The sequence below is a fragment of the Streptococcus mitis genome, from assembly GCF_001579045.1.
In the GTDB taxonomy this organism is placed as follows: Bacteria; Bacillota; Bacilli; order Lactobacillales; family Streptococcaceae; genus Streptococcus; species Streptococcus mitis_D.
The window spans coordinates 504755-529346 of sequence record NZ_KQ970261.1 but is presented as its reverse complement, the minus strand read 5'-3'; the positions used below and the strand labels follow the sequence as shown (position 1 = coordinate 529346).

23 protein-coding genes are annotated in these 24592 nt (G+C 40.4%); 19 read left to right on the top strand and 4 right to left on the bottom strand.

Features of this window, described 5'->3' with window-relative positions; all coding sequences use genetic code 11:
• Nucleotide 1: 1 nt before the first annotated feature.
• The 12 genes from SMIDD28_RS02400 to tig all read left to right on the top strand — a co-directional run bounded on the left by SMIDD28_RS02400 (nucleotide 2) and on the right by tig (nucleotide 12189).
• Nucleotides 2-691 (top strand): response regulator transcription factor, encoded by a 690-nt coding sequence (locus tag SMIDD28_RS02400; RefSeq protein ID WP_061424425.1) that lies wholly within the window; start codon nucleotides 2-4, stop codon nucleotides 689-691.
• 99 nt (nucleotides 692-790) lie between these two features.
• Nucleotides 791-1708 (top strand): PspC-like choline-binding domain-containing protein, encoded by a 918-nt coding sequence (locus SMIDD28_RS02395; RefSeq protein ID WP_061424423.1) that lies wholly within the window; start codon nucleotides 791-793, stop codon nucleotides 1706-1708.
• 122 nt (nucleotides 1709-1830) lie between these two features.
• On the top strand, nucleotides 1831-2709 hold the full coding sequence (gene mvk / locus SMIDD28_RS02390) for a mevalonate kinase (protein WP_061424422.1): 879 nt from the start codon (nucleotides 1831-1833) through the stop codon (nucleotides 2707-2709).
• On the top strand, nucleotides 2691-3644 hold the full coding sequence (gene mvaD / locus SMIDD28_RS02385) for a diphosphomevalonate decarboxylase (protein ID WP_061424421.1): 954 nt from the start codon (nucleotides 2691-2693) through the stop codon (nucleotides 3642-3644). Before mvk ends, mvaD begins: the two co-directional genes overlap by 19 nt.
• Nucleotides 3631-4638 carry a phosphomevalonate kinase gene (locus tag SMIDD28_RS02380; RefSeq protein WP_061424419.1) on the top strand — a complete coding sequence of 336 codons (1008 nt, stop codon included), beginning with the start codon at nucleotides 3631-3633 and terminating at the stop codon, nucleotides 4636-4638. The genes mvaD and SMIDD28_RS02380 overlap by 14 nt, the downstream gene beginning before the upstream one ends.
• A complete protein-coding gene (gene fni / locus SMIDD28_RS02375; protein ID WP_061424417.1) occupies nucleotides 4622-5632 on the top strand; it encodes a type 2 isopentenyl-diphosphate Delta-isomerase in 1011 nt (336 codons plus the stop codon). Before SMIDD28_RS02380 ends, fni begins: the two co-directional genes overlap by 17 nt.
• Before the next feature lie 76 nt (nucleotides 5633-5708).
• Complete coding sequence (gene liaF / locus SMIDD28_RS02370) at nucleotides 5709-6407, top strand: cell wall-active antibiotics response protein LiaF (protein ID WP_061424415.1); 699 nt, start codon at nucleotides 5709-5711, stop codon at nucleotides 6405-6407.
• Nucleotides 6404-7399 carry an envelope stress sensor histidine kinase LiaS gene (locus SMIDD28_RS02365; protein ID WP_061424413.1) on the top strand — a complete coding sequence of 332 codons (996 nt, stop codon included), beginning with the start codon at nucleotides 6404-6406 and terminating at the stop codon, nucleotides 7397-7399. Before liaF ends, SMIDD28_RS02365 begins: the two co-directional genes overlap by 4 nt.
• A 13-nt stretch (nucleotides 7400-7412) precedes the next feature.
• Nucleotides 7413-8045 carry a response regulator transcription factor gene (locus SMIDD28_RS02360; RefSeq protein WP_061424411.1) on the top strand — a complete coding sequence of 211 codons (633 nt, stop codon included), beginning with the start codon at nucleotides 7413-7415 and terminating at the stop codon, nucleotides 8043-8045.
• Between the two features lie 245 nt (nucleotides 8046-8290).
• Entirely contained in the window at nucleotides 8291-9472 is a 1182-nt protein-coding gene (locus SMIDD28_RS02355; RefSeq protein WP_061424410.1) for an N-acetylmuramoyl-L-alanine amidase family protein, read from the top strand.
• A gap of 87 nt (nucleotides 9473-9559) precedes the next feature.
• On the top strand, nucleotides 9560-10684 hold the full coding sequence (locus SMIDD28_RS02350; RefSeq protein ID WP_061424409.1) for a PspC-like choline-binding domain-containing protein: 1125 nt from the start codon (nucleotides 9560-9562) through the stop codon (nucleotides 10682-10684).
• 221 nt (nucleotides 10685-10905) lie between these two features.
• Nucleotides 10906-12189 carry a trigger factor gene (tig, locus tag SMIDD28_RS02345; RefSeq protein ID WP_061424408.1) on the top strand — a complete coding sequence of 428 codons (1284 nt, stop codon included), beginning with the start codon at nucleotides 10906-10908 and terminating at the stop codon, nucleotides 12187-12189.
• 47 nt (nucleotides 12190-12236) lie between these two features.
• On the opposite strand, the gene SMIDD28_RS02340 is transcribed toward tig, so the two are convergent.
• The 3 genes from SMIDD28_RS02340 to rnhC all read right to left on the bottom strand — a co-directional run bounded on the left by SMIDD28_RS02340 (nucleotide 12237) and on the right by rnhC (nucleotide 16231).
• Nucleotides 12237-14603: an SF1B family DNA helicase RecD2 gene (locus tag SMIDD28_RS02340; RefSeq protein ID WP_061424407.1), complete on the bottom strand. Its 2367-nt coding sequence runs from the start codon at nucleotides 14601-14603 to the stop codon at nucleotides 12237-12239.
• A 128-nt stretch (nucleotides 14604-14731) separates the two neighbouring features.
• Nucleotides 14732-15346: a signal peptidase I gene (gene lepB, locus SMIDD28_RS02335; protein WP_001083986.1), complete on the bottom strand. Its 615-nt coding sequence runs from the start codon at nucleotides 15344-15346 to the stop codon at nucleotides 14732-14734.
• Between the two features lie 3 nt (nucleotides 15347-15349).
• Entirely contained in the window at nucleotides 15350-16231 is an 882-nt protein-coding gene (rnhC, locus tag SMIDD28_RS02330) for a ribonuclease HIII (RefSeq protein ID WP_061424406.1), read from the bottom strand.
• An 86-nt stretch (nucleotides 16232-16317) separates the two neighbouring features.
• On the opposite strand from rnhC, the gene zapA reads away from it, so the two are divergent.
• The 7 genes from zapA to SMIDD28_RS02295 all read left to right on the top strand — a co-directional run bounded on the left by zapA (nucleotide 16318) and on the right by SMIDD28_RS02295 (nucleotide 24399).
• Nucleotides 16318-16620 carry a cell division protein ZapA gene (gene zapA / locus SMIDD28_RS02325; RefSeq protein ID WP_000002019.1) on the top strand — a complete coding sequence of 101 codons (303 nt, stop codon included), beginning with the start codon at nucleotides 16318-16320 and terminating at the stop codon, nucleotides 16618-16620.
• Nucleotides 16617-17165, top strand: coding sequence for a CvpA family protein (locus SMIDD28_RS02320; RefSeq protein WP_000624509.1), 549 nt, complete (start codon nucleotides 16617-16619; stop codon nucleotides 17163-17165). Before zapA ends, SMIDD28_RS02320 begins: the two co-directional genes overlap by 4 nt.
• Before the next feature lie 198 nt (nucleotides 17166-17363).
• Complete coding sequence (locus SMIDD28_RS02315) at nucleotides 17364-19700, top strand: endonuclease MutS2 (RefSeq protein WP_061424404.1); 2337 nt, start codon at nucleotides 17364-17366, stop codon at nucleotides 19698-19700.
• 206 nt (nucleotides 19701-19906) lie between these two features.
• Complete coding sequence (locus tag SMIDD28_RS02310) at nucleotides 19907-20116, top strand: helix-turn-helix domain-containing protein (protein WP_049493008.1); 210 nt, start codon at nucleotides 19907-19909, stop codon at nucleotides 20114-20116.
• Nucleotides 20116-22629, top strand: a complete 2514-nt coding sequence (locus SMIDD28_RS02305; protein ID WP_061424403.1) for a DNA cytosine methyltransferase — start codon at nucleotides 20116-20118, stop codon at nucleotides 22627-22629. The genes SMIDD28_RS02310 and SMIDD28_RS02305 overlap by 1 nt, the downstream gene beginning before the upstream one ends.
• Before the next feature lies 1 nt (nucleotide 22630).
• Complete coding sequence (locus tag SMIDD28_RS02300) at nucleotides 22631-23137, top strand: hypothetical protein (RefSeq protein WP_061424401.1); 507 nt, start codon at nucleotides 22631-22633, stop codon at nucleotides 23135-23137.
• Nucleotides 23134-24399, top strand: a complete 1266-nt coding sequence (locus SMIDD28_RS02295) for a hypothetical protein (RefSeq protein WP_061424400.1) — start codon at nucleotides 23134-23136, stop codon at nucleotides 24397-24399. The genes SMIDD28_RS02300 and SMIDD28_RS02295 overlap by 4 nt, the downstream gene beginning before the upstream one ends.
• Here the strand turns inward: SMIDD28_RS02295 and SMIDD28_RS02290 are convergent.
• On the bottom strand, nucleotides 24388-24592 hold a 205-nt coding region (locus SMIDD28_RS02290), incomplete at its 5' end, for an IS5/IS1182 family transposase (protein WP_061424584.1). The genes SMIDD28_RS02295 and SMIDD28_RS02290 overlap by 12 nt on opposite strands.

Below are 24592 nucleotides of genomic sequence, written 5' to 3'. Positions count from 1 at the left end.
CATGGGGAAACGGATTTTATTACTTGAGAAAGAACGAAATCTAGCTCACTTTTTAAGTTTGGAACTCCAAAAAGAGCAATACCGAGTTGATCAGGTGGAGGAGGGGCAAAAAGCCCTCTCCATGGCTCTTCAGACAGACTATGACTTGATTTTATTGAATGCTCGTCTGGGGGATATGACAGCCCAGGATTTTGCAGACAAGCTGAGTCGGACTAAGCCAGCTTCAGTCATCATGGTCTTGGACCATCGAGAAGAATTGCAAGACCAGCTCGAGACAATCCAACGCTTTGCCGTTTCTTACATCTATAAGCCAGTTATTATTGAGAATCTGGTAGCTCGTATTTCAGCGATTTTCCGAGGTCGGGACTTTATCGACCAACACTGTAGTCAGATGAAGGTTCCAACGTCTTACCGCAATCTGCGTATGGATGTAGAGCATCATACCGTTTATCGTGGCGAGGAAATGATTGCTCTGACGCGTCGTGAGTATGACCTTCTGGCTACTCTCATGGGAAGCAAGAAAGTTCTGACTCGTGAGCAGTTGTTGGAAAGTGTTTGGAAGTACGAAAGTGCAACCGAAACCAATATCGTGGATGTCTATATTCGTTATCTACGTAGCAAGCTGGATGTAAAAGGTCAAAAAAGCTACATTAAAACCGTTCGTGGTGTCGGTTACACCATGCAAGAATAGAAAAGCAGTTGCAGTTTTGTAACTGCTTTTTTTGAGGAATTTTTGTATATTGACATGCAGTCGGGTCTTTGCTACAATCAGTTATGGAGGATAGGTCTAATGAAAATAATAAAAAAATTGATGCAAATCGCATTAGCAGTCTTTTTCTTTGGTTTGCTAGCGACAAATGCAGTATTGGCGGATACTACAGGTGGACAGTTTGTTGATAAGGATAATAGAAAATATTATATAAAAGATGACCATAAAGCAATCTATTGGCATAAAATAGACGGTAAAACCTACTATTTTGGTGATAGTGGAGAAATGGTAGTCGGTTGGCAATACTTAGAAATCCCTGGGACAGGTTATCGTGATGATTTATTTGATAATCGACCAGTTTTCGAAATTGCCCTTCAACCGAAGTGGTACTACTTTGGACAAGATGGGGTGCTACAAGAATTTGTTGGATGGAAACAATTAGAAGTTAAGGATTCGTTAAATGTTGGTACAAAATATGGTGAGGGCTTTGAAGGCCCAGAAGTTCTTAAATTAGCAAATTATTACTTTGATCAAGATCATTCTTTAAAAACAGGTTGGCTTTATGATCAGTCTAACTGGTATTACTTAGCAAAAATAGGTTATTCAGGGAAAGACTACCTTGGGGGTGAAAGACGTGCGGGTTGGATCAATGATAATTCAACTTGGTACTATCTAGATCCAACAAGTGCTGCAATGCAAACAGGTTGGAAATACCTTGGTAATAAGTGGTACTACCTCCGTTCATCAGGAGCCATGGCAATTGGCTGGTATCAGGAAGGTTCGACTTGGTATTATTTAGACGAGTCAAATGGTGATATGAAAACAGGTTGGCAAAACCTGGGTAACAAGTGGTACTATCTCCGTTCATCAGGAGCTATGGCAACAGGCTGGTTCCAGGTCAATGGAAAATGGTACTATGCTTACAGCTCAGGTGCTTTGGCAGTGAATACGACTGTAGATGGTTATTCTGTTAATTATAATGGCGAATGGGTTCGATAATGAAAGAGGCGATTGTGAAGGAAACAATCGCTTTTTTTGTGAAAATATAATAAAATAGATAGGAAAGAAGCAATACTTGTATGAAAAAATGAGACGACTTTTTCGTCTAGTAAAAGGAAAAAATGACAAAAAAAAATGGTGTCGGTCAGGCACATAGTAAGATTATTTTAATAGGGGAGCATGCGGTCGTTTACGGTTATCCTGCCATTTCCCTGCCTCTTTTGGAGGTGGAGGTGACTTGTAAGGTAGTTCCTGCAGCGAGTCCTTGGCGTCTCTATGAGGAGGATACCTTGTCTATGGCGGTTTATGCCTCGCTTGAGTATTTGGCTATCGAAGAGGCTTGCATTCGCTGTGAGATTGACTCGGCTATCCCTGAAAAACGGGGAATGGGTTCGTCAGCAGCTATCAGCATAGCAGCCATTCGTGCAGTATTTGACTACTATAAAGCAGAACTACCTCATGATGTACTAGAAATCTTGGTCAATCGGGCGGAGATGATTGCCCATATGAATCCTAGTGGTTTGGATGCCAAGACCTGTCTTAGTGACCAACCTATTCGCTTTATCAAGAATGTAGGATTTACAGAGCTTGAGATGGATTTATCAGCCTATTTGGTGATTGCCGATACGGGCGTTTATGGTCACACTCGTGAAGCCATCCAAGTGGTTCAAAGTAAGGGAAAAGATGCCCTGCCATTTTTGCATGCCTTGGGAGAATTGACCCAGCAGGCAGAAGAAGCAATTACAAGAAAAGATGTTGAAGGACTGGGACAAATCCTCAGTCAAGCGCATTTACATTTAAGAGAAATTGGTGTCAGTAGCCCTGAGGCGGATTCTCTAGTTGAAACGGCTCTTAGCCATGGTGCTCTGGGGGCCAAGATGAGCGGTGGTGGGCTTGGAGGCTGTATCATAGCCTTGGCAGATAATTTGACACAAGCACAAGAACTAGCAGAAAGATTAGAAGAGAAAGGAGCTGTTCAGACATGGATAGAGAGCCTGTAACAGTACGTTCTTACGCAAATATTGCTATTATCAAATATTGGGGAAAGAAAAAAGAAAAAGAGATGGTGCCTGCTACTAGCAGTATTTCTCTGACTTTGGAAAATATGTATACGGAGACGACTTTGTCATCTCTACCGACGGATGCGACTTCTGATGAATTTTATATCAATGGTCAGTTACAAAATGAGGCGGAGCATATCAAGATGAGCAAGATAATCGACCGCTACCGGCCAGTTGGAGAAGGCTTTGTCCGTATCGATACTCAAAACAATATGCCTACCGCAGCGGGATTGTCTTCAAGCTCTAGTGGTTTGTCCGCCCTGGTCAAGGCTTGCAATGCTTATTTCAAGCTTGGTTTGAATCGGAGTCAGTTGGCACAGGAGGCTAAGTTTGCCTCAGGTTCTTCTTCTCGGAGTTTTTATGGACCACTAGGTGCCTGGGACAAGGATAGTGGGGAAATTTACCCTGTAGAGACAGACTTGAAGCTAGCTATGATGATGTTGGTGCTAGAGGACAAGAAAAAACCAATCTCTAGCCGTGACGGGATGAAACTTTGTGTGGAAACTTCGACGACCTTTGATGACTGGGTCCGTCAGTCTGAGAAAGACTATCAGGATATGCTGGTTTATCTCAAGGAAAATGATTTTGCCAAGGTTGGGGAGTTAACGGAGAAAAATGCTCTTGCTATGCACGCTACGACCAAAACAGCATCACCAGCCTTTTCTTATCTGACAGATGCAAGCTATGAAGCCATGGACTTTGTTCGCCAGCTACGTGAGCAAGGAGAGGCTTGTTATTTTACTATGGATGCTGGTCCCAATGTCAAGGTCCTCTGTCAGGAGAAAGACATGGAGCATTTGTCAGAAATTTTCGGTCAGCGTTATCGTTTGATTGTGTCAAAAACAAAGGATTTTAGCCAAGATGATTGCTGTTAAAACTTGCGGGAAACTCTATTGGGCAGGTGAATATGCTATTTTAGAGCCCGGACAGTTGGCCTTGATAAAGGCCATTCCCATCTATATGAAGGGCGAGATTGCTTTTTCTGATAGTTACCGTATCTATTCGGATATGTTTGATTACGCAGTAGATTTGACACCAAGTCCTGACTACAGTTTGATTCAAGAAACGATTGCTTTGATGAATGACTTCCTCGCCGATCGTGGGCAGACCTTGCAACCTTTTTCTTTGGAAATCCGAGGAAAAATGGAAAGAGAAGGGAAAAAGTTTGGTTTAGGCTCTAGTGGCAGCGTCGTTGTCTTGGTTGTCAAGGCTTTACTGGCTCTGTATGATGTTTCAGTTGATCAGGAGCTCTTGTTCAAGTTGGCTAGCGCTGTCTTGCTCAAGCGAGGAGACAATGGTTCTATGGGAGACCTTGCCTGTATTGTGGCTGAGGATTTGGTTCTTTACCAGTCATTTGATCGTCAGAAGGTGGCTGCTTGGCTAAAAGAAGAAAACTTGGCGAAAGTTTTAGAGCGTGATTGGGGCTTTTCAATTTCACAAGTGAAACCAACTTTAGAATGTGATTTCTTAGTGGGATGGACCAAGGAAGTGGCTGTATCGAGTCACATGGTCCAGCAAATCAAGCAAAACATAGACCAGAATTTTTTAAGTTCCTCAAAAGCAACGGTATCTGCTTTGGTAGAAGCCTTGGAGCAGGGGAATGCAGAAGAAATCATCAAGCAGGTAGAAACAGCCAGTCAGCTCTTAGAAGGCTTGAGTTTAGATATTTATACGCCTTTGCTCAGACAGCTAAAAGAAGCCAGCCAAGGTTTGCAAGCCGTTGCCAAGAGTAGCGGTGCTGGTGGTGGTGACTGTGGGATTGCCTTGAGTTTTGATGAGCAATCAACTGAAACCTTAAAAAATCGTTGGGCCGATCTGGGGATTGAGCTCTTATACCAAGAAAGGATAGGACATGACGACAAATCGTAAGGACGAGCATATCCGCTATGCTCTTGAGCAGAAAAGTTCCTATAATAGCTTTGATGAGGTGGAGCTGATTCATTCTTCCTTGCCTCTTTACGATCTGGATGAAATCGATCTGTCGACAGAATTTGCTGGTCAAAAGTGGGATTTTCCTTTTTATATCAATGCCATGACAGGTGGGAGTGATAAAGGTCGAGAAATCAATCAAAAGCTGGCTCAGGTGGCGGAGGCCTGTGGGATTTTGTTTGTAACGGGGTCTTATAGCGCAGCCCTAAAAGATCCAACAGACGACTCTTTTTCTGTCAAAACCAGCCATCCAAATCTCCTCCTTGGAACCAATATTGGATTGGACAAGTCTGTCGAGTTAGGTCTTCAGACTGTAGAAGAGATGCATCCTGTTCTATTGCAAGTGCATGTCAATGTCATGCAGGAATTACTCATGCCTGAGGGAGAAAGGAAGTTCAGAAGCTGGCAATCGCATCTGGCAGACTATAGCCAGCAAATCCCTGTTCCGATTGTCCTCAAGGAAGTGGGTTTTGGAATGGATGCCAAAACCATCGAGAGAGCCTATGAATTGGGCGTTCGAACCTTTGACCTGTCAGGTCGTGGTGGTACCAGCTTTGCCTATATTGAAAATCGTCGCAGTGGCCAACGTGATTATCTCAATCAATGGGGCCAGTCTACCATGCAAGCCCTTCTCAATGCCCAAGACTGGAAAGACAAGGTCGAACTCTTGGTCAGTGGTGGCGTTCGGAATCCGCTGGATATGATTAAGTGTTTGGTCTTTGGTGCCAAGGCTGTAGGACTGTCTCGAACAGTTCTGGAATTGATTGAAAGCTACACCGTCGAAGAAGTGATTGACATTGTCCAAGGCTGGAAAGACGATCTGCGTTTGCTTATGTGTGCTCTTAATTGTGCCACCATAGCAGATCTGCAAAAAGTAGACTATCTTCTTTATGGAAAATTAAAAGAAGCAAAAGATCAGATGAAAAAGGCGTAACCACCGCCTTTTTTCCATCTTCAGACCGAGGTGACTTTTTTGAATTGTGATAAAATAGAAAGCAGAGGATGAACCTATGAGAAAATTTAAAATCTTTTTATTTATCGAAGCCTGTCTTTTGACAGGAGCTCTGATTTTGATGGTTTCAGAGCATTTTTCGCGTTTTCTGCTGATTTTATTCCTCTTTTTGCTTTTGATTCGTTATTACACTGGTAAAGAGGGCAATAACCTTCTATTAGTGGTGGCAAGCATTCTCTTCTTTTTCATCGTCATGCTCAATCCCTTTGTGATTCTAGCTATTTTTGCTGCGGTTATCTATAGCCTCTTTCTTCTTTATCCGATGATGAATCAGGAAAAAGAGCAGACCAATTTGGTTTTTGAAGAGGTTGTGACGGTTAAGAAGGAGAAAAATCGTTGGTTTGGAAATCTCCATCATTTTTCAAGCTACCAGACTTGCCAGTTTGATGATATCAATCTCTTTCGTTTCATGGGCAAGGACACCATTCATCTGGAGAGGGTGATTCTAACCAATCATGACAATGTCATTATCCTCAGAAAGATGGTAGGAACGACTAAAATCATTGTACCTGTAGATGTAGAAGTCAGTCTCAGTGTTAACTGTCTCTATGGGGATTTGACTTTTTTCAACCAGCCCAAGCGAGCCCTCCGCAATGAACACTATCATCAGGAAACGAGAGATTATCTCAAGAGTAACAAGAGTGTCAAGATTTTCTTGACTACTATGATTGGCGATGTGGAGGTGGTCAGAGGATGAAAAAACAAGCCTATGTAATCATTGCTCTCACCTCCTTTCTGTTTGTCTTATTTTTCTCTCACAGCTTATTGGAAATTCTTGATTTTGACTGGTCTATTTTCCTGCACGATGTCGAAAAAACAGAAAAATTTGTCTTTTTGTTGTTAGTATTCAGCATGTCCATGACCTGTCTCTTAGCCCTATTTTGGCGAGGTATTGAAGAGTTTTCTCTAAGAAAAATGCAGGCTAATCTCAAGCGTTTATTGGCAGGGCAAGAAGTAGTTCAGGTTGCAGATCCAGATTTGGATGCCAGTTTCAAGTCCTTATCTGGCAAACTTAACCTCTTGACAGAAGCTCTTCAAAAAGCTGAAAATCAGAGTCTTGATCAGGAAGAGGAAATCATCGAGAAAGAACGAAAGCGGATTGCTCGGGATTTGCACGATACAGTCAGTCAGGAGTTGTTTGCGGCTCACATGATTTTGTCAGGTGTCAGTCAACAGGCTTTGAAATTGGATAGAGAAAAGATGCAGATCCAGTTGCAGAGTGTCACAGCTATTGTAGAAACTGCCCAGAAGGATTTACGGGTCTTGCTCTTGCATTTGCGACCAGTTGAGCTGGAGCAGAAGAGTCTGGTTGAGGGAATCCAAATCCTCTTAAAAGAGCTTGAGGACAAGAGTGATCTCAGAGTTAGTCTTAAGCAAAATGTGACGAAATTGCCTAAGAAAATCGAGGAGCATATCTTCCGTATCCTGCAAGAGTTGATTAGCAATACCCTTCGCCATGCCCAGGCCTCTTGTTTGGATGTCTATCTCTATCAGACGGATCTTGAATTGCAGCTGAAGGTGGTGGACAATGGGATTGGTTTCCAGTTAGGGAACTTAGACGACTTGAGTTATGGACTGCGAAATATCAAAGAGCGGGTTGAAGATATGGCAGGTACGGTTCAGTTATTAACAGCTCCCAAGCAAGGGCTGGCAGTTGATATTCGTATTCCCTTGCTCGATAAGGAATGATAAAGGAGTAAAGATGAGAATTTTACTAGTAGATGACCATGAAATGGTCCGATTGGGCTTGAAAAGCTACTTTGACCTCCAAGATGATGTAGAAGTTGTGGGTGAGGCGTCCAATGGGTCTCAAGGTATTGACTTGGCCTTGGAAGTGCGTCCAGATGTCATTGTCATGGATATTGTCATGCCTGAGATGAATGGGATTGATGCGACCTTGACTATCCTCAAAGAATGGCCTGAAGCCAAGATTTTGATTGTGAGCTCTTACTTGGACAATGAAAAAATAATGCCGGTTTTGAATGCTGGTGCTAAAGGCTATATGCTCAAGACTTCTAGTGCAGACGAACTACTCCATGCCGTTCGTAAGGTGGCTGATGGCGAGTTGGCCATTGAGCAAGAGGTCAGCAAGAAGGTCGAATACCACCGTAATCACATAGAATTACATGAGGATCTGACTGCGCGTGAGCGAGATGTGCTTCAACTCATTGCCAAGGGCTACGAAAATCAGCGCATTGCTGATGAACTTTTTATCTCTCTCAAGACGGTCAAGACCCACGTGTCAAATATCCTAGCCAAGCTTGAGGTCAGCGATCGTACCCAGGCAGCGGTCTATGCCTTTCAGCACCACTTGGTGGGGCATGAGGATTTTTAGTAGTTATATAAAATAATATCGGAGAAATGACTTAATTTAGTACCAAGAAGTGAGTAAGTAGTTCTAGTACGGTAAAATATTTTTTTCACAATGTTTTTATGTTATTTGTTGACATTCATTTTATAGGGGAGTAAAATAGAGTTAGAAATATTTAGATTAACATATATATTATAAAATATAAAAAATCCAAAAGGAGGTTAAAATCATACAGCAACTTTAAATTTTCATGACAGGAGGAAAGAGTTATGAAAAAATCTAAACTACTCACATTTGGTCTGCTTGCAGGTGCTGGTCTGCTTTTGTCTATCAATCAAGCACAGGCTGCAGATACTTGGGTTAAAAATGGTTCTGACTGGAATCTTTCTCAAGATGGCAGTCTTGCTAAAAATAAATGGGTACAAAATGCTGGTTCTTGGTACCACTTTGACGGTTCTGGAAAAATGCAGACAGGCTGGCTCAAAGACGGTAACACTTGGTATTCGCTCGCAGATAGTGGCGCCATGCGTACTGGCTGGTACAAGGAAGGTAACACATGGTACTCACTCGCAAATAGTGGTGCTATGCGTACAGGTTGGTATAAAGAAGGGGCTACTTGGTACTACCTCAAAGGCAGTGGCGCTATGGCAACAGGATGGGCAACTGCAAATGGTCAATGGTCTTACTTTGAAAAATCAGGTGCAATGATCGCAGATAGAGCTGTTCCAGCAAGCGATGGGGAAAGTTATGTCATTGGTAAGGATGGTTATATGTTGACCAAACTCCCTAGTCAGGTTGAACAATCTCAAGCGGATGATACAATTATCACAAATATTGTTACTTTGTCTGATGGGTATGATTATCATCTTATTTATAGAAAAGATGGGGTCGTTGTGGAAAAGAATGCCTGGTATATCAAACCAGAGTTTAAAAAGTTTTCTAATAAATATGGGGATTACGTTTCCAATACGATGTTGGCTTTAATAGATAATAAAGATCAAGGACAGGAAATTGATCCTAAAGCTGTTATAAAGAATTTCCAAAACTTACCGAACAGGTATTACTTTGGGGCAGATGGTCGTCGTGTCACAAATTTACCAGAAATGACCACCTATTCAGAGATTAAAAAAGTTGGCAATGATGTCTATTTAGAAAATCCAGGTGCACGACTTCGTCTTGGAGCTACCAGCTTTACAATCAATAATAATAAACTATACTATTTAGAGGGTGCTAATGGCAAACTAAAAACAGGCTATCTCGCATTGATTGATGATAGACCAAGCTATCATCACTATCATATTCTTGTTTATGCAGACCAATCTGGTGAAATTCTTAAAATGAAACGATTGCCAACAGGAATTTCAGATTATCTTAATAAAGAAATTGACGGTTTCTACGGTCAAGCTGTTAAAATTGATAGTAAGACAGGAAATGTTTCTGTTGTGAAATAAGACGTCTGACAGAGTAAAATAAAAAGCGAACAGCTTCGTTTTCTAGGAAATCATGTTCATTTCACTATAGAACAGGAGGAAATAGCTATGAAAAAATCTAAACTACTTACACTTGGTTTACTTGCAGGTGCTGGTCTACTTTTGTCTATCAATCAAGCACAGGCTGCAGATACTTGGGTTAAAAATGGTGCTGACTGGAATCTTTCTCAAGATGGAAGCTTAGCTAAAAATAAATGGGTACAAAATGCTGGTTCTTGGTATCACTTCGACAGCACTGGTAACATGCAGACAGGCTGGCTCAAAGACGGAAATACATGGTATTCGCTCGCAGATAGTGGCGCCATGCGTACAGGTTGGTACAAAGAAGGGTCTACATGGTACTATCTTCATTTTAGTGGTTCTATGATGACAGGTTGGGTGTTCATAGATGGTAATTGGTATTATTTTGAACAATCAGGTGCAATGGCCTCTGATAGAGTTGTAAATTCTAGTGATGGGACAGGCTATATTCTCAGTAAGGATGGCCATATGTTCACTTTACAAAATAGCCCTTATAAAAATGGTGACATTGTTCGTTTAGGTGATGGATATGAATATCTGATTACAGCAAAATTTGACGGAAATAACTTTACTGATGTTATCGTGGATAAAAACACTTGGTATATCAAACCTGAGTTCAAGAAGTTTTCCGACAAATACGGGGATGAGGTTGCAAATACAACCTTAGCTTTAGTAGATAATAAAGAAGAAGGACAAGAAATTGATCCTAAAGCTGTCATTCGTAATTTCCAAAATCTACCAGGTCGATATTACTTTGGAGCAGATGGTCGTAGAGTATTACCACTTCCAGAGATGACAACTAGATCAGAAATCAAAAAAGTTGGAAATGATTTTTATCTAGAAGACCCAGGCGTACGACTTAGACTTCCATCTACTAACTTCACAATCAATAACAATAAATTATACTATTTAGATAATGGACAAGGTAAGCTCAAAACAGGTTATTTTGTATTGATCGATGATGGTATGTCTACAACCCACTATCATTTCCTTGTATATGCGGACCAATCTGGTGAAATTCTTAAAATGAAACGCTTGCCAACAGGATTTTCAGATTATTTTGACAAAGAAATCGATGGTTTCTATGGTCAAAAAATTAAGATTACACAGCCAAATAAGTATGAATATTACAAGGTTCTTGTGATAAAATAAGACAAAACGAATCGCCTAACGAGGGATGTACAGGCGATTCGTTTTTTACTGTAATCAGCCATTACTAAACATCTTTTATAAAATTATATTCGAAACCTAAAGAAAACCAAGAAGAAACCATACTTCCAGCATCATTGAAAAGCGCAGTCATTACTTGAAAAAAGTCGTCCATTTATGTTATAATAGACTGTATTTAAAAAATTTTAAGGAGAAATGACAGAATGTCTGTATCATTTGAAAACAAAGAAACAAACCGTGGTGTCTTGACTTTCACTATCTCTCAAGACCAAATCAAACCAGAATTGGACCGTGTCTTCAACTCAGTGAAGAAATCTCTTAATGTTCCAGGTTTCCGTAAAGGTCACCTTCCACGCCCTATCTTCGACAAAAAATTTGGTGAAGAGTCACTTTATCAAGACGTTATGAACGCTCTTTTGCCAAACGCTTATGAAACAGCTGTAAAAGAAGCTGGTCTTGAAGTCGTTGCACAACCAAAAATTGACGTGACTTCAATGGAAAAAGGTCAAGACTGGGTTATCACAGCTGAAGTCGTGACAAAACCTGAAGTAAAATTGGGTGACTACAAAAACCTTGAAGTATCAGTAGATGTAGAAAAAGAAGTAACTGACGCTGACGTTGAAGAGCGTATCGAACGCGAACGCAACAACTTGGCTGAATTGGTTATCAAAGAAGCTGCTGCTGAAAACGGCGACACTGTTGTCATCGACTTCGTTGGTTCTATTGATGGTGTTGAATTTGATGGCGGAAAAGGTGAAAACTTCTCACTTGGACTTGGTTCAGGTCAATTCATCCCTGGTTTTGAAGACCAATTGGTAGGTCACTCAGCTGGTGAAACTGTTGACGTTATCGTAACATTCCCAGAAGACTACCAAGCAGAAGACCTTGCAGGTAAAGAAGCTAAATTCGTGACAACTATCCACGAAGTAAAAGCGAAAGAAGTTCCAGCTCTTGACGATGAGCTTGCAAAAGACATCGATGAAGAAGTTGAAACACTTGCTGAATTGAAAGAAAAATATCGCAAAGAATTGGCTGCTGCTAAAGAAGAAGCTTACAAAGATGCAGTTGAAGGTGCAGCAATTGATAAAGCTGTAGAAAACGCTGAAATCGTAGAACTTCCAGAAGAAATGATTCACGAAGAAGTTCATCGTTCAGTAAACGAATTCCTTGGAAACTTGCAACGTCAAGGTATCAACCCTGACATGTACTTCCAAATCACTGGAACTACTCAAGAAGACCTTCACAAACAATACGAGGGAGAAGCTGAGTCACGTACTAAGACTAACCTTGTTATCGAAGCAGTTGCCAAAGCTGAAGGATTTGACGCTACTGACGAAGAAATCCAAAAAGAAATCGAGCAATTGGCAGCAGACTACAACATGGAAGTTGCTCAAGTACAAAGCTTGCTTTCAGCTGATATGTTGAAACACGATATCACAATCAAAAAAGCTGTTGAATTGATTACAAGCACAGCAACAGTTAAATAATCTTAATAGACAAAAATCCCACCTGAATTGGTGGGTTTTCTAATGCACTATTTTCCAAAAATCTCTTTGAGGTCTGCTTCTGTAATCCCAATCATGGCTGGGATGCTGTCCCAGTTTTCTTCGGTTAGAATGTAGGATTGTTCAGAGTCACTTGATGTGGCAGTTTCAGAGATAGCTTGTTGCTTTTCTTCAACATTTTCAATTAAATCACTGAAGCGTTCAATCAGATAGGTTTTTCGGGCAGTTCCGATGTGCTGTGTAGCATAGTCGAAGGCCTGTAATTCGCCTAGTAAGATGAGTTTGCTTTTGGCACGTGTAATGGCTGTGTAGATGAGATTGCGCTCCAGCATACGCCTACTAGCACTAGTGATAGGTAGGATGACAACAGGGAACTCACTTCCCTGAGACTTATGGATACTCATGGCATAGGCTAGGCGAATCTTGTACCATTCGTTACGTGGGTAGGAGACCTCGTTGCCATCAAAATCAATGACAATCTCATCTTGTTTCGATTCGGTATATTTTCCAGGAATCAGGTCTGTGATAGCTCCCAAATCTCCATTAAAGACATTGATTTCAGCATCGTTGACCAGGTGAATGACCTTGTCTCCCTTACGATAGTGACACTGGGGAGCTTCAAAACTGAGTTGGTCTTTTTGTGGTGGATTGAGCAGGTCTTGCATGAGCTGATTGATAGCGTCAATCCCTGCAGTTCCTCGATACATGGGAGCCAGAACTTGGATATCACGGGCAGGGATACCACTTCTTAGGGCAGCGCCTAAGATTTTTTCAATCGTAGCTGGAATATGGCCGCTAGCAATTTCAAAGTAGGAACGGTCTACTTTTTTCTGGGTGAAATCAGCTGGCAAGATGCCCTGTCGAATCTGACTAGCTAGGGTGACGATGGTTGATTCTTCGCTTTGCCGGTAAATTTTTTCCAAGCGAGTCTGAGGAATCAAGGGAATATGAAGCAGGTCCGCTAGAACCTGTCCAGGGCTGACAGACGGTAGCTGATCGCTATCTCCCACGATGAGTATTTTACTGTTAGAAGAGATGTTGGAGAAGAGTTGATTGGCCAGCCAAGTATCCACCATGGAAAATTCATCCACAATGATAAAGTCGGCATCCAGATAATCTTCCAGATGACTAGTATCATCATCACCTGTCATTCCTAAATGGCGGTGTATGGTCGCGCTAGGCAAACCTGTCAATTCATTCATGCGCCGAGCTGCTCGTCCAGTTGGAGCAGCAAGAAGAATCGGCAGGTTGCTTTTCTTCCTGAGGTCGAGTCCTTCTAAAAGGGCATAAACAGCGATGATACCATTGATAACAGTTGTCTTACCAGTACCAGGTCCACCTGTCAGGATAAAGATCTTATTTTGGATAGCGTCACAAATAGCCTGTTTTTGAATGCTATCGTACTCAATTCCCAGTTCTTCCTCGACAGTAGCGATATGTTTTTGAATGGTTTCTAAATCATGACTCTTCTGTTTTCCTTTTTCAAGGATACGAACCAAGTGACTGCGGATGCCTTCCTCAGCGAAAAAGAGGCTGTTGTCAAAAATCTTGGTATCAACCTGCTGAACCTTGTCTTCTTCAATCAGGTAGGAGAGCTCTTGGGCTACTTGGCTGGGGTCCAGTTCCACGGGGCGGGAAGACTCAAGGAGAGTAAGGGTTTGTTCTAGCAAATCCCGTGCTTCAACATAGGTGTCCCCTGTTTCCATACAGGCCTGAAAAAGACTGTGAACTAGACCGGCGCGGAAGCGTTCAGGAGCCTGACTTTCGATGCCTAGTTCTTCTGCTAATTGGTCAGCAATGGTAAAGCCCAAACCCTTGATATCCTCAACCAGTTGGTAGGGATAATTTTCAACTACATCAAGGGTTTCTTCCTTGTAAAAGTCTTGAATCTGGAAGGCTAGTTTATTGGGAATGCCGTAGTTGGCTAGTTTGGCCAAAACCATCTCCGTTCCGTAGTTGAGACGGAGAGTGGAGACGAAAGCCTCGCGATTTTTGGCAGATAGTCCTGCGATACTTTCTAGCTTTTCTGGGTGTTGCAAAATTTCGTCAATGGTATTGTCGCCATAGGTATCCACGATTTTCTGAGCTGTCTTGAGACCAATTCCCTTGAAATGGCTACTTGAAAAGTACTTAACCAAGCCCTTGCTAGTTGGTTTTGCGCGTTCATAACGACTGATTTGCAGTTGCTCCCCATACTTGGAGTGCTGGACAATTTGTCCCCAAAAAGTATAGTCTTCTCCCTCAATCACATCAGCCATGGTGCCCGTAACAATGATTTCAAAATCATCAAAATCCTCTGCGTCCGTATCGTCGATTTCTAGGAGAAGGATGCGATAAAAATTGCTGGGATTTTCAAAAATAATCCGTTCAATGGTTCCAGAAAAATAAACTTCCATAAAATTCCTTTGCATGAATAGGTGAGAGCTGGGGTTGTTTCTATCCTAGTTAGACTAGGTAGTGAATAATCATCGTCTCACGATAGAAGAAGAGGCTGAGATTTTTGATTCTCGGCCTCTTAGGTTTCTTAAAATGTTCCGATACGGGTGATTGGCCAGAAGCGGAATTTAGCTTCCCCTGTGATATCTTTTGCTTTAAATGTACCTACGTGGCGGCTGTCGCTCGAAACCAGGCGGTCATCTCCGAGGAGAAGGTATTCTCCTTCTGGAACAGTAAAGCTAAAATTGGTATTGTAGTTGACATCAACTGTGAAGGCTTGAGCTTTTTGAGCGATACTTCTAAAGAAAGTGCCTTTATTTCCTTCAAATCCCTTGCCTGAGTAAGTGCTTTGGAGTTTGTCATCCTTGAAGCGTTTGATATAGTCAGCTAGATAAGGTTCATCTGTCTCTTTGTCATTGATGTAAAGTTTATCATTTTCGTAACGGATAGTGTCGCCAGGCATTCCGATCACGCGCTTGACGATGTCCTTATTGCCATCTTCCTCATGGGCCACCACGATATCAAAACGGTCAATAGGGAGGTGCTTAACGACAAAGAGAATTTCGCCATCTGCTAGGGTCGGATCCATGGAGTGGCCTTCTACGCGGACATTGCTCCAAAAAAAGATACGGCTCAAAGCTAGTAATGACAGAATCAGGAGGAATAATCCCCACTCTTTTAGGAAATTTTTAAATGAATTCATAATTTACCTTTCTAAGCGTTTTTTCGCTTTTTCAGTATTTTTAAAGTGCAGTTTGGCGCAGAAGTTGAGTCCCTGCATACCATAGGATTGTAAAATCTGACTAGCCACCTTGTCAGAAGCCGTTCCAGCTCCACTTGGAAGTTGATAGCCCAGCTCTCGTCCTAGATTTTCTAGATTTTCCAGAAAGAGATCACGCGCAATGACAGAAGAAACTGCGACAGCCAAGTATTTTCCCTCAGCCTTTTCTTCCAAGCTGATAGGATTGCTGAAACGATTGGCCTCTTGTGCCAAGTACTTGTCATAATTTTTAGCACTGGTAAAGGCATCAATCACAATTTTCTCAGGCTGAATGCCTTTTTGAAGGAGGAGATAGATAGCCTGGTTATGGAGGGCTACCTTAACCGAAACAGCATTGTAGCGATCTCCGATGACCTCGTTGTACTTGCTGGGTGAGAGAAGCAATTCCTGGTGCTGGATTTTTTCCTTGAGGATAGGGGCAATCTGACGGATCTTTTGGTCGGTCAGAGTCTTAGAATCTCCCACACCTAGTTTTCTCAAGAAGGCATGCTGGTCAGGTGTGACAAAAGAAGCCACGACTGCAAGTCCACCAAAGTAGGAACCATTCCCTACCTCATCTGTCCCAATCAAAGGGAAATTTTGTCCGCTGGTTTCCTCTATAATTTGATAGCCAAAGAAACTGGAGTATTTCTCAGCTCCTTCACCCTGAAGCAAGACCTTTCCAGAAGTATAGATAGAAACCGTTGCTTGAGGTAGTCTCAAAAAGTAGCGGATATAGGGATTCTTGCTGGGAGCCAGACTGGTTTGATAGTGTTCAAGAAAAGCCTGAATCTCCTTTTCGCTTGGTGTGAGTGTGATACTTGCCATAGTTTCTATTGTACCATAAAAGCAGACAAATTTGTAAAAACTGACAAAATTAGCGAATTTTGGTATAATATCGTGAGGTGAATTTTATGGCAAATCTAAATCGATTCAAATTTACATTCGGGAAAAAATCATTAACCTTGACAAGCGAACATGACAATCTCTTTATGGAGGAAATCGCCAAGGTTGCGACAGAAAAATACCAAGCAATTAAAGAACAAATGCCAAGCGCAGATGATGAAACAATCGCTCTTTTGTTGGCAGTCAACTGTTTGTCAACTCAGCTCAGCCGTGAGATTGAATTTGACGATAAGGAGCAAGAGCTAGAAGAACTCCGTCACAAGCTTGTGACTTGCAAGCAAGAACAGAGCAAGATTGAGGATTCCTTATGATTTCACTCCTTCTTCTATTGGTCTTGGCTTGGGGATTTTATATCGGCTATCGGAGAGGCCTGCTCTTACAGGTTTATTACCTGATTTCAGCCATGGCATCGGCTTTTATGGCTGGCCAGTTTTATAAGGGGCTTGGAGAGCAATTCCATTTATTACTCCCTTATGCAAATCCACAGGAAGGTCAGGGGACTTTCTTTTTCCCATCGGATCAACTCTTTCAGTTAGATAAGGTCTTTTATGCAGGTATCGGCTACTTGCTTGTATTTGGGATTGTCTATAGCATCGGTCGTTTACTTGGTCTCTTGTTACACTTGATTCCTAGTAAAAAACTGGGTGGTAAGTTGTTCCAAGTTTCAGCAGGTATCTTGTCCATGTTGGTGACCTTATTTGTCTTACAAATGGCCTTGACCATACTAGCAACCATTCCCATGGCAGCTATACAAAATCCTCTTGAAAAGAGTATCGTCGCAAAACATATCATCCAGAGCATACCAGTAACAACCAGTTGGCTCAAACAAATCTGGGTGACAAATTTAATCGGATAAAAAGGGCAGGAATTTTCCTAGCCCTTTGTTTACAGATTTGACTGAATGTAAAAAGTTACTACACATAATACTCAATGAAAATCAAAGAGCAAACTAGGAAGCTAGCCGCAGGCTGTACTTGAGTACGGTAAGGCGACGCTGACGTGGTTTGAATTTGATTTTCGAAGAGTATAGACATTCAAAGACAAGGAAATAACGATGAATAAGAAAATATTAGAAACATTAGAGTTCAATAAGGTCAAGGCCTTGTTTGAACCCCATCTGTTGACCGAGCAGGGCTTGGAGCAATTGAGACAGCTGGCTCCGACTGCCAAAGCAGATAAAATCAAACAGGCTTTTGCTGAGATGAAGGAAATGCAGGCTCTTTTTGTTGAGCAACCGCATTTCACTATTCTCTCAACTAAGGAAATTGCAGGAGTCTGCAAGCGATTGGAGATGGGGGCGGACCTCAATATCGAGGAGTTCCTGCTCTTGAAGCGCGTGCTTCTTTCTAGCAGAGAACTGCAAAGTTTTTACGCCAATCTGGAAAATGTCAGCTTGACAGAATTAGCCCTCTGGTTTGAAAAATTACACGATTTTCCGCAATTACAAGGAAATCTACAAGCCTTTAATGATGCAGGTTTCATTGAAAATTTTGCCAGTGAAGAATTGGCGCGCATCCGTCGAAAAATCCATGATAGCGAGAGTCAGGTACGCGATGTTTTACAGGACCTGCTCAAGCAAAAAGCGCAGATGTTGACAGAAGGAATCGTTGCCAGCAGAAATGGCCGTCAGGTTCTACCAGTCAAAAACACCTACCGTAATAAGATTGCAGGTGTCGTTCATGATATTTCTGCTAGTGGAAATACCGTCTATATCGAACCCCGTGAGGTGGTCAAACTGAGCGAAGAAATTGCCAGTTTGCGAGCAGATGAGCGCTATGAAATGCTTCGCATTCTCCAAGAAATCTCGGAGCGTGTTCGTCCTCATGCGACTGAAATTGCCAATGATGCTTGGATTATCGGTCATCTGGACTTGATTCGTGCCAAGGTCCGCTTTATCCAAGAAAGACAAGCAGTCGTTCCTCAGCTATCAGAAAATCAAGAGATTCAACTGCTCCATGTATGTCATCCTCTGGTCAAAAATGCCGTTGCAAATGATGTCCATTTTGGTCAAGATTTAACAGCGATTGTCATTACAGGTCCCAATACAGGTGGGAAGACCATCATGCTTAAGACTCTGGGCTTGACACAGGTGATGGCTCAGTCAGGATTACCGATTTTAGCAGACAAGGGAAGTCGTGTTGGTATTTTTGAAGAAATCTTTGCTGACATTGGAGATGAGCAGTCTATTGAGCAGAGCTTATCTACCTTCTCTAGCCACATGACCAATATTGTGGATATTCTTGGCAAGGTCAACCAACATTCACTCTTGCTCTTGGATGAGTTGGGGGCTGGTACGGATCCCCAAGAGGGAGCCGCCCTTGCTATGGCTATTCTGGAGGACCTTCGCCTGCGTCAAGTCAAGACCATGGCGACGACCCACTATCCAGAACTCAAGGCTTACGGTATTGAGACAGTCTTTGTGCAGAATGCCAGCATGGAGTTTGATACTGCAACTCTACGCCCGACCTATCGCTTTATGCAGGGTGTTCCTGGCCGAAGCAATGCCTTTGAAATTGCCAAACGTCTGGGCCTATCTGAAGTTATCGTAGGGGATGCAAGCCAGCAGGTTGATCAGGACAATGACGTCAACCGAATCATTGAACAACTGGAAGAGCAGACGCTAGAGAGTCGCAAACGCTTGGACAATATCCGTGAGGTGGAGCAAGAAAATCTCAAGATGAACCGTGCTCTAAAAAAACTTTACAACGAGCTCAATCGTGAAAAGGAAACTGAGCTTAACAAGGCGCGTGAACAGGCTGCTGAGATTGTAGACATGGCCCTAAGTGAGAGTGACCAGATTCTCAAAAACCTCCACAGTAAGTCCCAGCTCAAACCTCATGAAATCATTGAAGCCAAGGCCAAGCTGAAAAAATTGGCTCCTGAAAAAGTGGACTTGTCTAAAAACAAGGTTCTTCAAAAGGCTAAGAAAAAACGAGCTCCAAAGGTGGGAGATGATATCGTGGTTCTCAGTTATGGACAGCGTGGTACCTTGACTAGTCAACTCAAGGACGGCCGCTGGGAAGCCCAAGTTGGCTTGATCAAGATGTCCTTGGAAGAAAAAGAATTTGACCTTGTTCAAGCCCAGCAAGAAAAGCAAGTCAAGAAGAAACAAGTCAATGTTGTGAAACGAACTTCTGGTCGAGGACCTCAAGCCAGACTGGATCTTCGAGGTAAACGCTATGAAGAGGCTATGAATGAGCTAGATGCCTTTATCGACCAAGCCTTGCTTAACAATATGGCCCAAGTCGACATCATCCATGGTATCGGAACTGGTGTTATCCGTGAAGGTGTCACCAAATACCTACAAAGAAATAAACATGTCAAGAGTTTCGGTTATGCCCCACAAAATGCTGGAGGCAGTGGTGCGACTATTGTGACATTTAAAGGATAAGAAAAGCCTGAGGAAATATGTGGTTCCTCAAGCTTTTTTCTTTTTTCCATAAAAATCTCCTTTCAAGTTAAGTTGATTCTCTCAGAGAGATAACTTTCTTGAGCAAAAGATTCAAGAGTTTTTTGTTTAATTTTATTTTAGGAAATACTTATGTAGTGTGCTATAATTAATTAAAGACAACCTTTAAGAAAGTAAATGTTAATACTATGGCAATAACCTACAATAAACTTTGGAAATTACTGATAGATAAAAGTATGACAAAGACTGATTTGAAAAATATAACAGGAATGAATTCAGCTACTCTTGCTAATATGGGAAAAAATAAGTTTATTAGCTTGAGGATGGTTGATAAAATTTGTAAAGAGTTAGATTGTCAAATTGAAGACGTCGTTGAGTTTGTACGAGAGGAAAAATAATGATAAAAAATAAACCAACCTATATTAGCCTATTTTCATCTGCTGGAGTTGGGTGCTATGGCTTTAAGTTAGAAAATTTTGAATGTATTGCTACCAATGAAATTGTGGAGCGTCGATTAGCTATTCAGAAAAATAATCAAAAATGCCATTTTGAGACAGGTTATATTTCTGGTGATATCAAAGAAAACGATATAAAACAAAAAATTTACAATGAAATTAAAAGATGGAAAAAAATGGGCAATGACCGAGTTGATGTTGTTGTTGCTACTCCTCCTTGTCAGGGAATGAGTGTTGCGAACCATAAGAAGAAATCTGATGAAATCAATCGAAATAGTCTCGTAAATGAGAGCGTTGAAATTGTAAAGACTATTAAACCAAGATTTTTTATTTTTGAGAATGTTGCAGCATTTTGGAAAACAGGATGTTTTTCGAAAAATGGAGAAGTTATTGCAATTGGAGATATGATTGCTGAAGAGTTAGGGGAGACTTATATCTTCGAGCATCGCATCCTTAATTTTAAAAATTACGGTTCCAACTCTTCACGACCACGGACATTGGTGATTGGTGTTGATAAGCAATTAGTTAACCAAATTGTCCCAAGTGAGCTGTTTCCAGAGTATGTAGAAGAAAAATCACTATTCGATATTATTGGTGATATGGAAGAATTAGATTGGGGACAATATAGTCAGCAGGATTTTTACCATAGTTTTAGGACATACCCTGAACATATGCGTTCTTGGATTCATGATGTTGAGCAGGGGAAGAGTGCTTTTGATAATGAGGACGATACTAAGAAACCTCACAAAATAGTTGATGGGAAGTTAGTTATTAATCAGTCCAAGAATTCAGATAAATATACTCGCCAAGTTTACGATAAAGTTGCTGCCTGTATCCATACTCGAAACGACCAAATGGCTAGTCAAAATACGGTACACCCAACTCAAGACCGTGTATTTTCTATTAGAGAGTTGATGAAACTAATGACAATTCCTGACCAATTTAGATGGATTGACAAGGAATTGGAGGAGCTAAATAGTCTGACTTATGACGAGAAACGGAAGTTATCTAAAAAAGAAGAAATGAATATTCGTCAAAGTATAGGCGAAGCGGTTCCTACAGTGATTTTTCAAAATATAGCTAAAAAGATAAATGACTTTCTGAGTAAAGTTTCTCTTTCGGAAGCTGATGTAAAAAAGTTGATTAATGATAAGGGGTTGGATAGTTTTGAAGCTTTAAAGTCATTCGTATTGAAAAGTAGAAATAAATTCTCGCTCTCAACACTGTCTTCAATTATTGAATTGGCTAACTCTAAGCGTCAAAACAATTCAGCCTACTTTACTAATAAATTCATCATTCAAGAGATTTTAGAAGACCTCCCTGATTTTGAAAAAAGTAACATTTCGATTATCGAACCATCGGTAGGTTCAGGTAATTTTTTACCTTTTATCTTTCACAAATATGCAGATAAACAAATTAATTTGACTATTGTTGATGTTGATAAGGATGTGCTTGAATTGTTAAAATTACTTTATGATAATACGCCATCAAACGTTCATATTAACTATGTTCATTCGGACTATATGGTTTTTGAGCACGATAAGGTTGATTTAATTATCGGCAATCCTCCTTTTACAAAACTTAATGCTAAAGAATCTGCATCCTATAAAAAAAATAATTTCAATGATGAAGCAACTAATCTTGCGGAATTCTTCCTTGAAAAAGCTGTTCGTTCTGCTGATTATATTTCTATGATTATGCCTAAGAATATACTAAACACCCCTGAATATTATAAAACTCGACTGTTTTTAGAGGAATACGACGTTTATGGCATTGTAGATTTTGGAGAAAAGGGATTTAAAGGTGTTTTGGTTGAGACGATAAATTTAGCGATTAAGACTATTAAAGATAAAGCTGATAGTGTAAAAGTTAGATCTCTTACTAGAAATATAACCTACCATCAGAGTAAGAAGTATATTTTTTCAAAAGACCTTCCATACTGGGTAATTTATCGAAATGCTCAATTTGACGATGTTTTTGCTAAGATGGATTTTGGAATTTTCGATGTCTTTAGAGATAGGCAAATTACAAATTCAAATTCCGAATTACAGTTAAATAATAACGATGATATAAGAGTTTTGAAATCTCGAAATATTAGTGATGATGGGAAAGAAATTGTTGATATTCCGAACTATGATGCTTATATTTCTCAAGAAAAAGTCAGTCAAATGACTACATTTAAATATATCAATGATAATTCGGTTTATTTGGCACCTAATATGAGCTATAAACCAAGAGTTATGAAAAAGCCAACTGGTGTTGTAACAAACGGCTCGTTGGCAATTCTTATTCCTAAGAAAAATATTTCATTAACGGAGCAACAGCGGTCATATTTTTCGACAAATGAGTATAGAGAATTTTATCAAATTGCCAGAAATTATCAGACTCGCTCATTGAATATTGATAAAACCAGTAGCTATTGGTTCGGAGCTTTAAAAAATAAAAGGAGAAATTAAAATGAGAATTGATTTTAGGACAAATAATCCACGGTGGGGAGTTTCTGGGATTTCTTTTGAGACACTAGAAGAGTATGTTTATGTATTAGGTTTTTTGACTAATAATCGTCATTATCAAAGTTATAATGGATTGCCTTATTCTAATTATGATCGATCTATAGAAATACAAATAGAAGGTAATTATGTTGATGGTGCATGGGCCAGAGAATGTCGAATTCATTATCTCAGAGATGAATCAAGCTTAAGAAATTTATCTCAATCTTTAAGCGCTGCCAAATCAGCAGGTCGTTCTACTCATGGAGTGGTGTCAAGGATTAATTCAAATGAATTTATTAACCACTTGATTTCGGATTATAATTTTAGCGTTTCACAAACAGGTAGGTATAGTGAATTTGTCCTCCCTCCGTCGATAGAGACCGTCTGTGGAATTTTAGAAAATTTGCTACGGAATGAGAGATTGGAGGTTGATGGCTTTATTAGGATATTTGAAGAGGGATTTAATCTATGACTATTGAACAATTTTTATCACAATTTGATTATGATATTAGAAAAACTAATGATGCTCGATGGATAGACCAAAAATGTACCTATGACGTACTTTCAATTATCGCAGATTGTATTTTAGAGTATGTCAGAGAGGATACAATTAAAGAATTTACCGTTTCTGATATTTGGCACAACGATTATACTCGAGATAATGTTTTAGAAATTTTCACTAAACCTGACACTGAGTCCAAAAAGGCAGGTAATGAATATGATAAATATTTTGGTCAGCCGATTAAGTTATTGGGATATAGCCATGTTTTAAGTGTGCGAAAAGCAGGAACTCACTATTTTTATCAGGTTAATAATTTTAAGTTGTTAGAGTATATTGCGCTTCGACCAACTAATGCTTTAAACTTCCTTTTCTTATATATCCAGAAAGTCTTATTGGATAGTGGACTTTACTCTGAATTTGAGAGATTTTTTGAGGAGCAGACTAAGGATGTTTACAAGCGGCTTCGTGACGCCTTTATTCAGTTTACTATTGCTAATACGCCCATAAATGGCGATGTAGAGTGCGGACGAATTTTCACTAAAATCTTAAACCCACTGGCTTTCAAATTAAAGAAGCAGGGAACTATTAGAGGGATGATTTCTAAAAATATAATCACTCTAAATGATTTGCAGTATAACCGAGTAAATTGGCGAGATGAACTATCTGGTAAAGAAAAAAACGAAACGAGAGCAGAATATAGTTTGACTGCTGAGCAGCATCAAGCCAAGGCTCTTGCGAAATATGCGGTCAATAAGGCGAAACGCCAAGTTAGACGATTTAACGATAAATGGCGTAATGGTGTTTCCGAAATTCATCAGGTCACAGAACAAGTTAAAGCAACCCAAGCGCATCATATCTTTCCGCAATCAGAATTTCCTGAAATTGCTGATTACTTGGAAAATCTTATCATGATTACACCGAATCAACACTTTAGCATGGCTCATCCAAACAACCAAACCATCTATATTGATAGGGATTTTCAGTATATTTGTTTATTAGCGAAAGCATCTCGAATTATGGTGAATTTAACATCTTCGTCAGAACCTGATTTTTATGACTTTAATGATTATCGATTTGTTTTAAATACTGGCTTGGAGACAGACGAATTTGACTCGGTTAGTGATTTAGATTTTGCCTCTATTGTTGATAAAATAGACATTCATTATAGTGATTGTTCTAGGTATACTGATTTAGTGATTGATAATAGACTTCCTGCGAAACTAAAATCCTAGTTCACGATTGATAATTCCAGCAATCAAATTCATTCGTAATCCAAAGCGTTTACGTAGATTTCGATAGGTTGTTGAAAACATTTTAAACGTTTTTACTTTGGCAAAAATATTCTCAATCTTGATTCTCTCTTTAGATAGCACATGATTATAGGATTTATCTTCAAGAGTTAGTGGCTTAAGTTTACTTGATTTT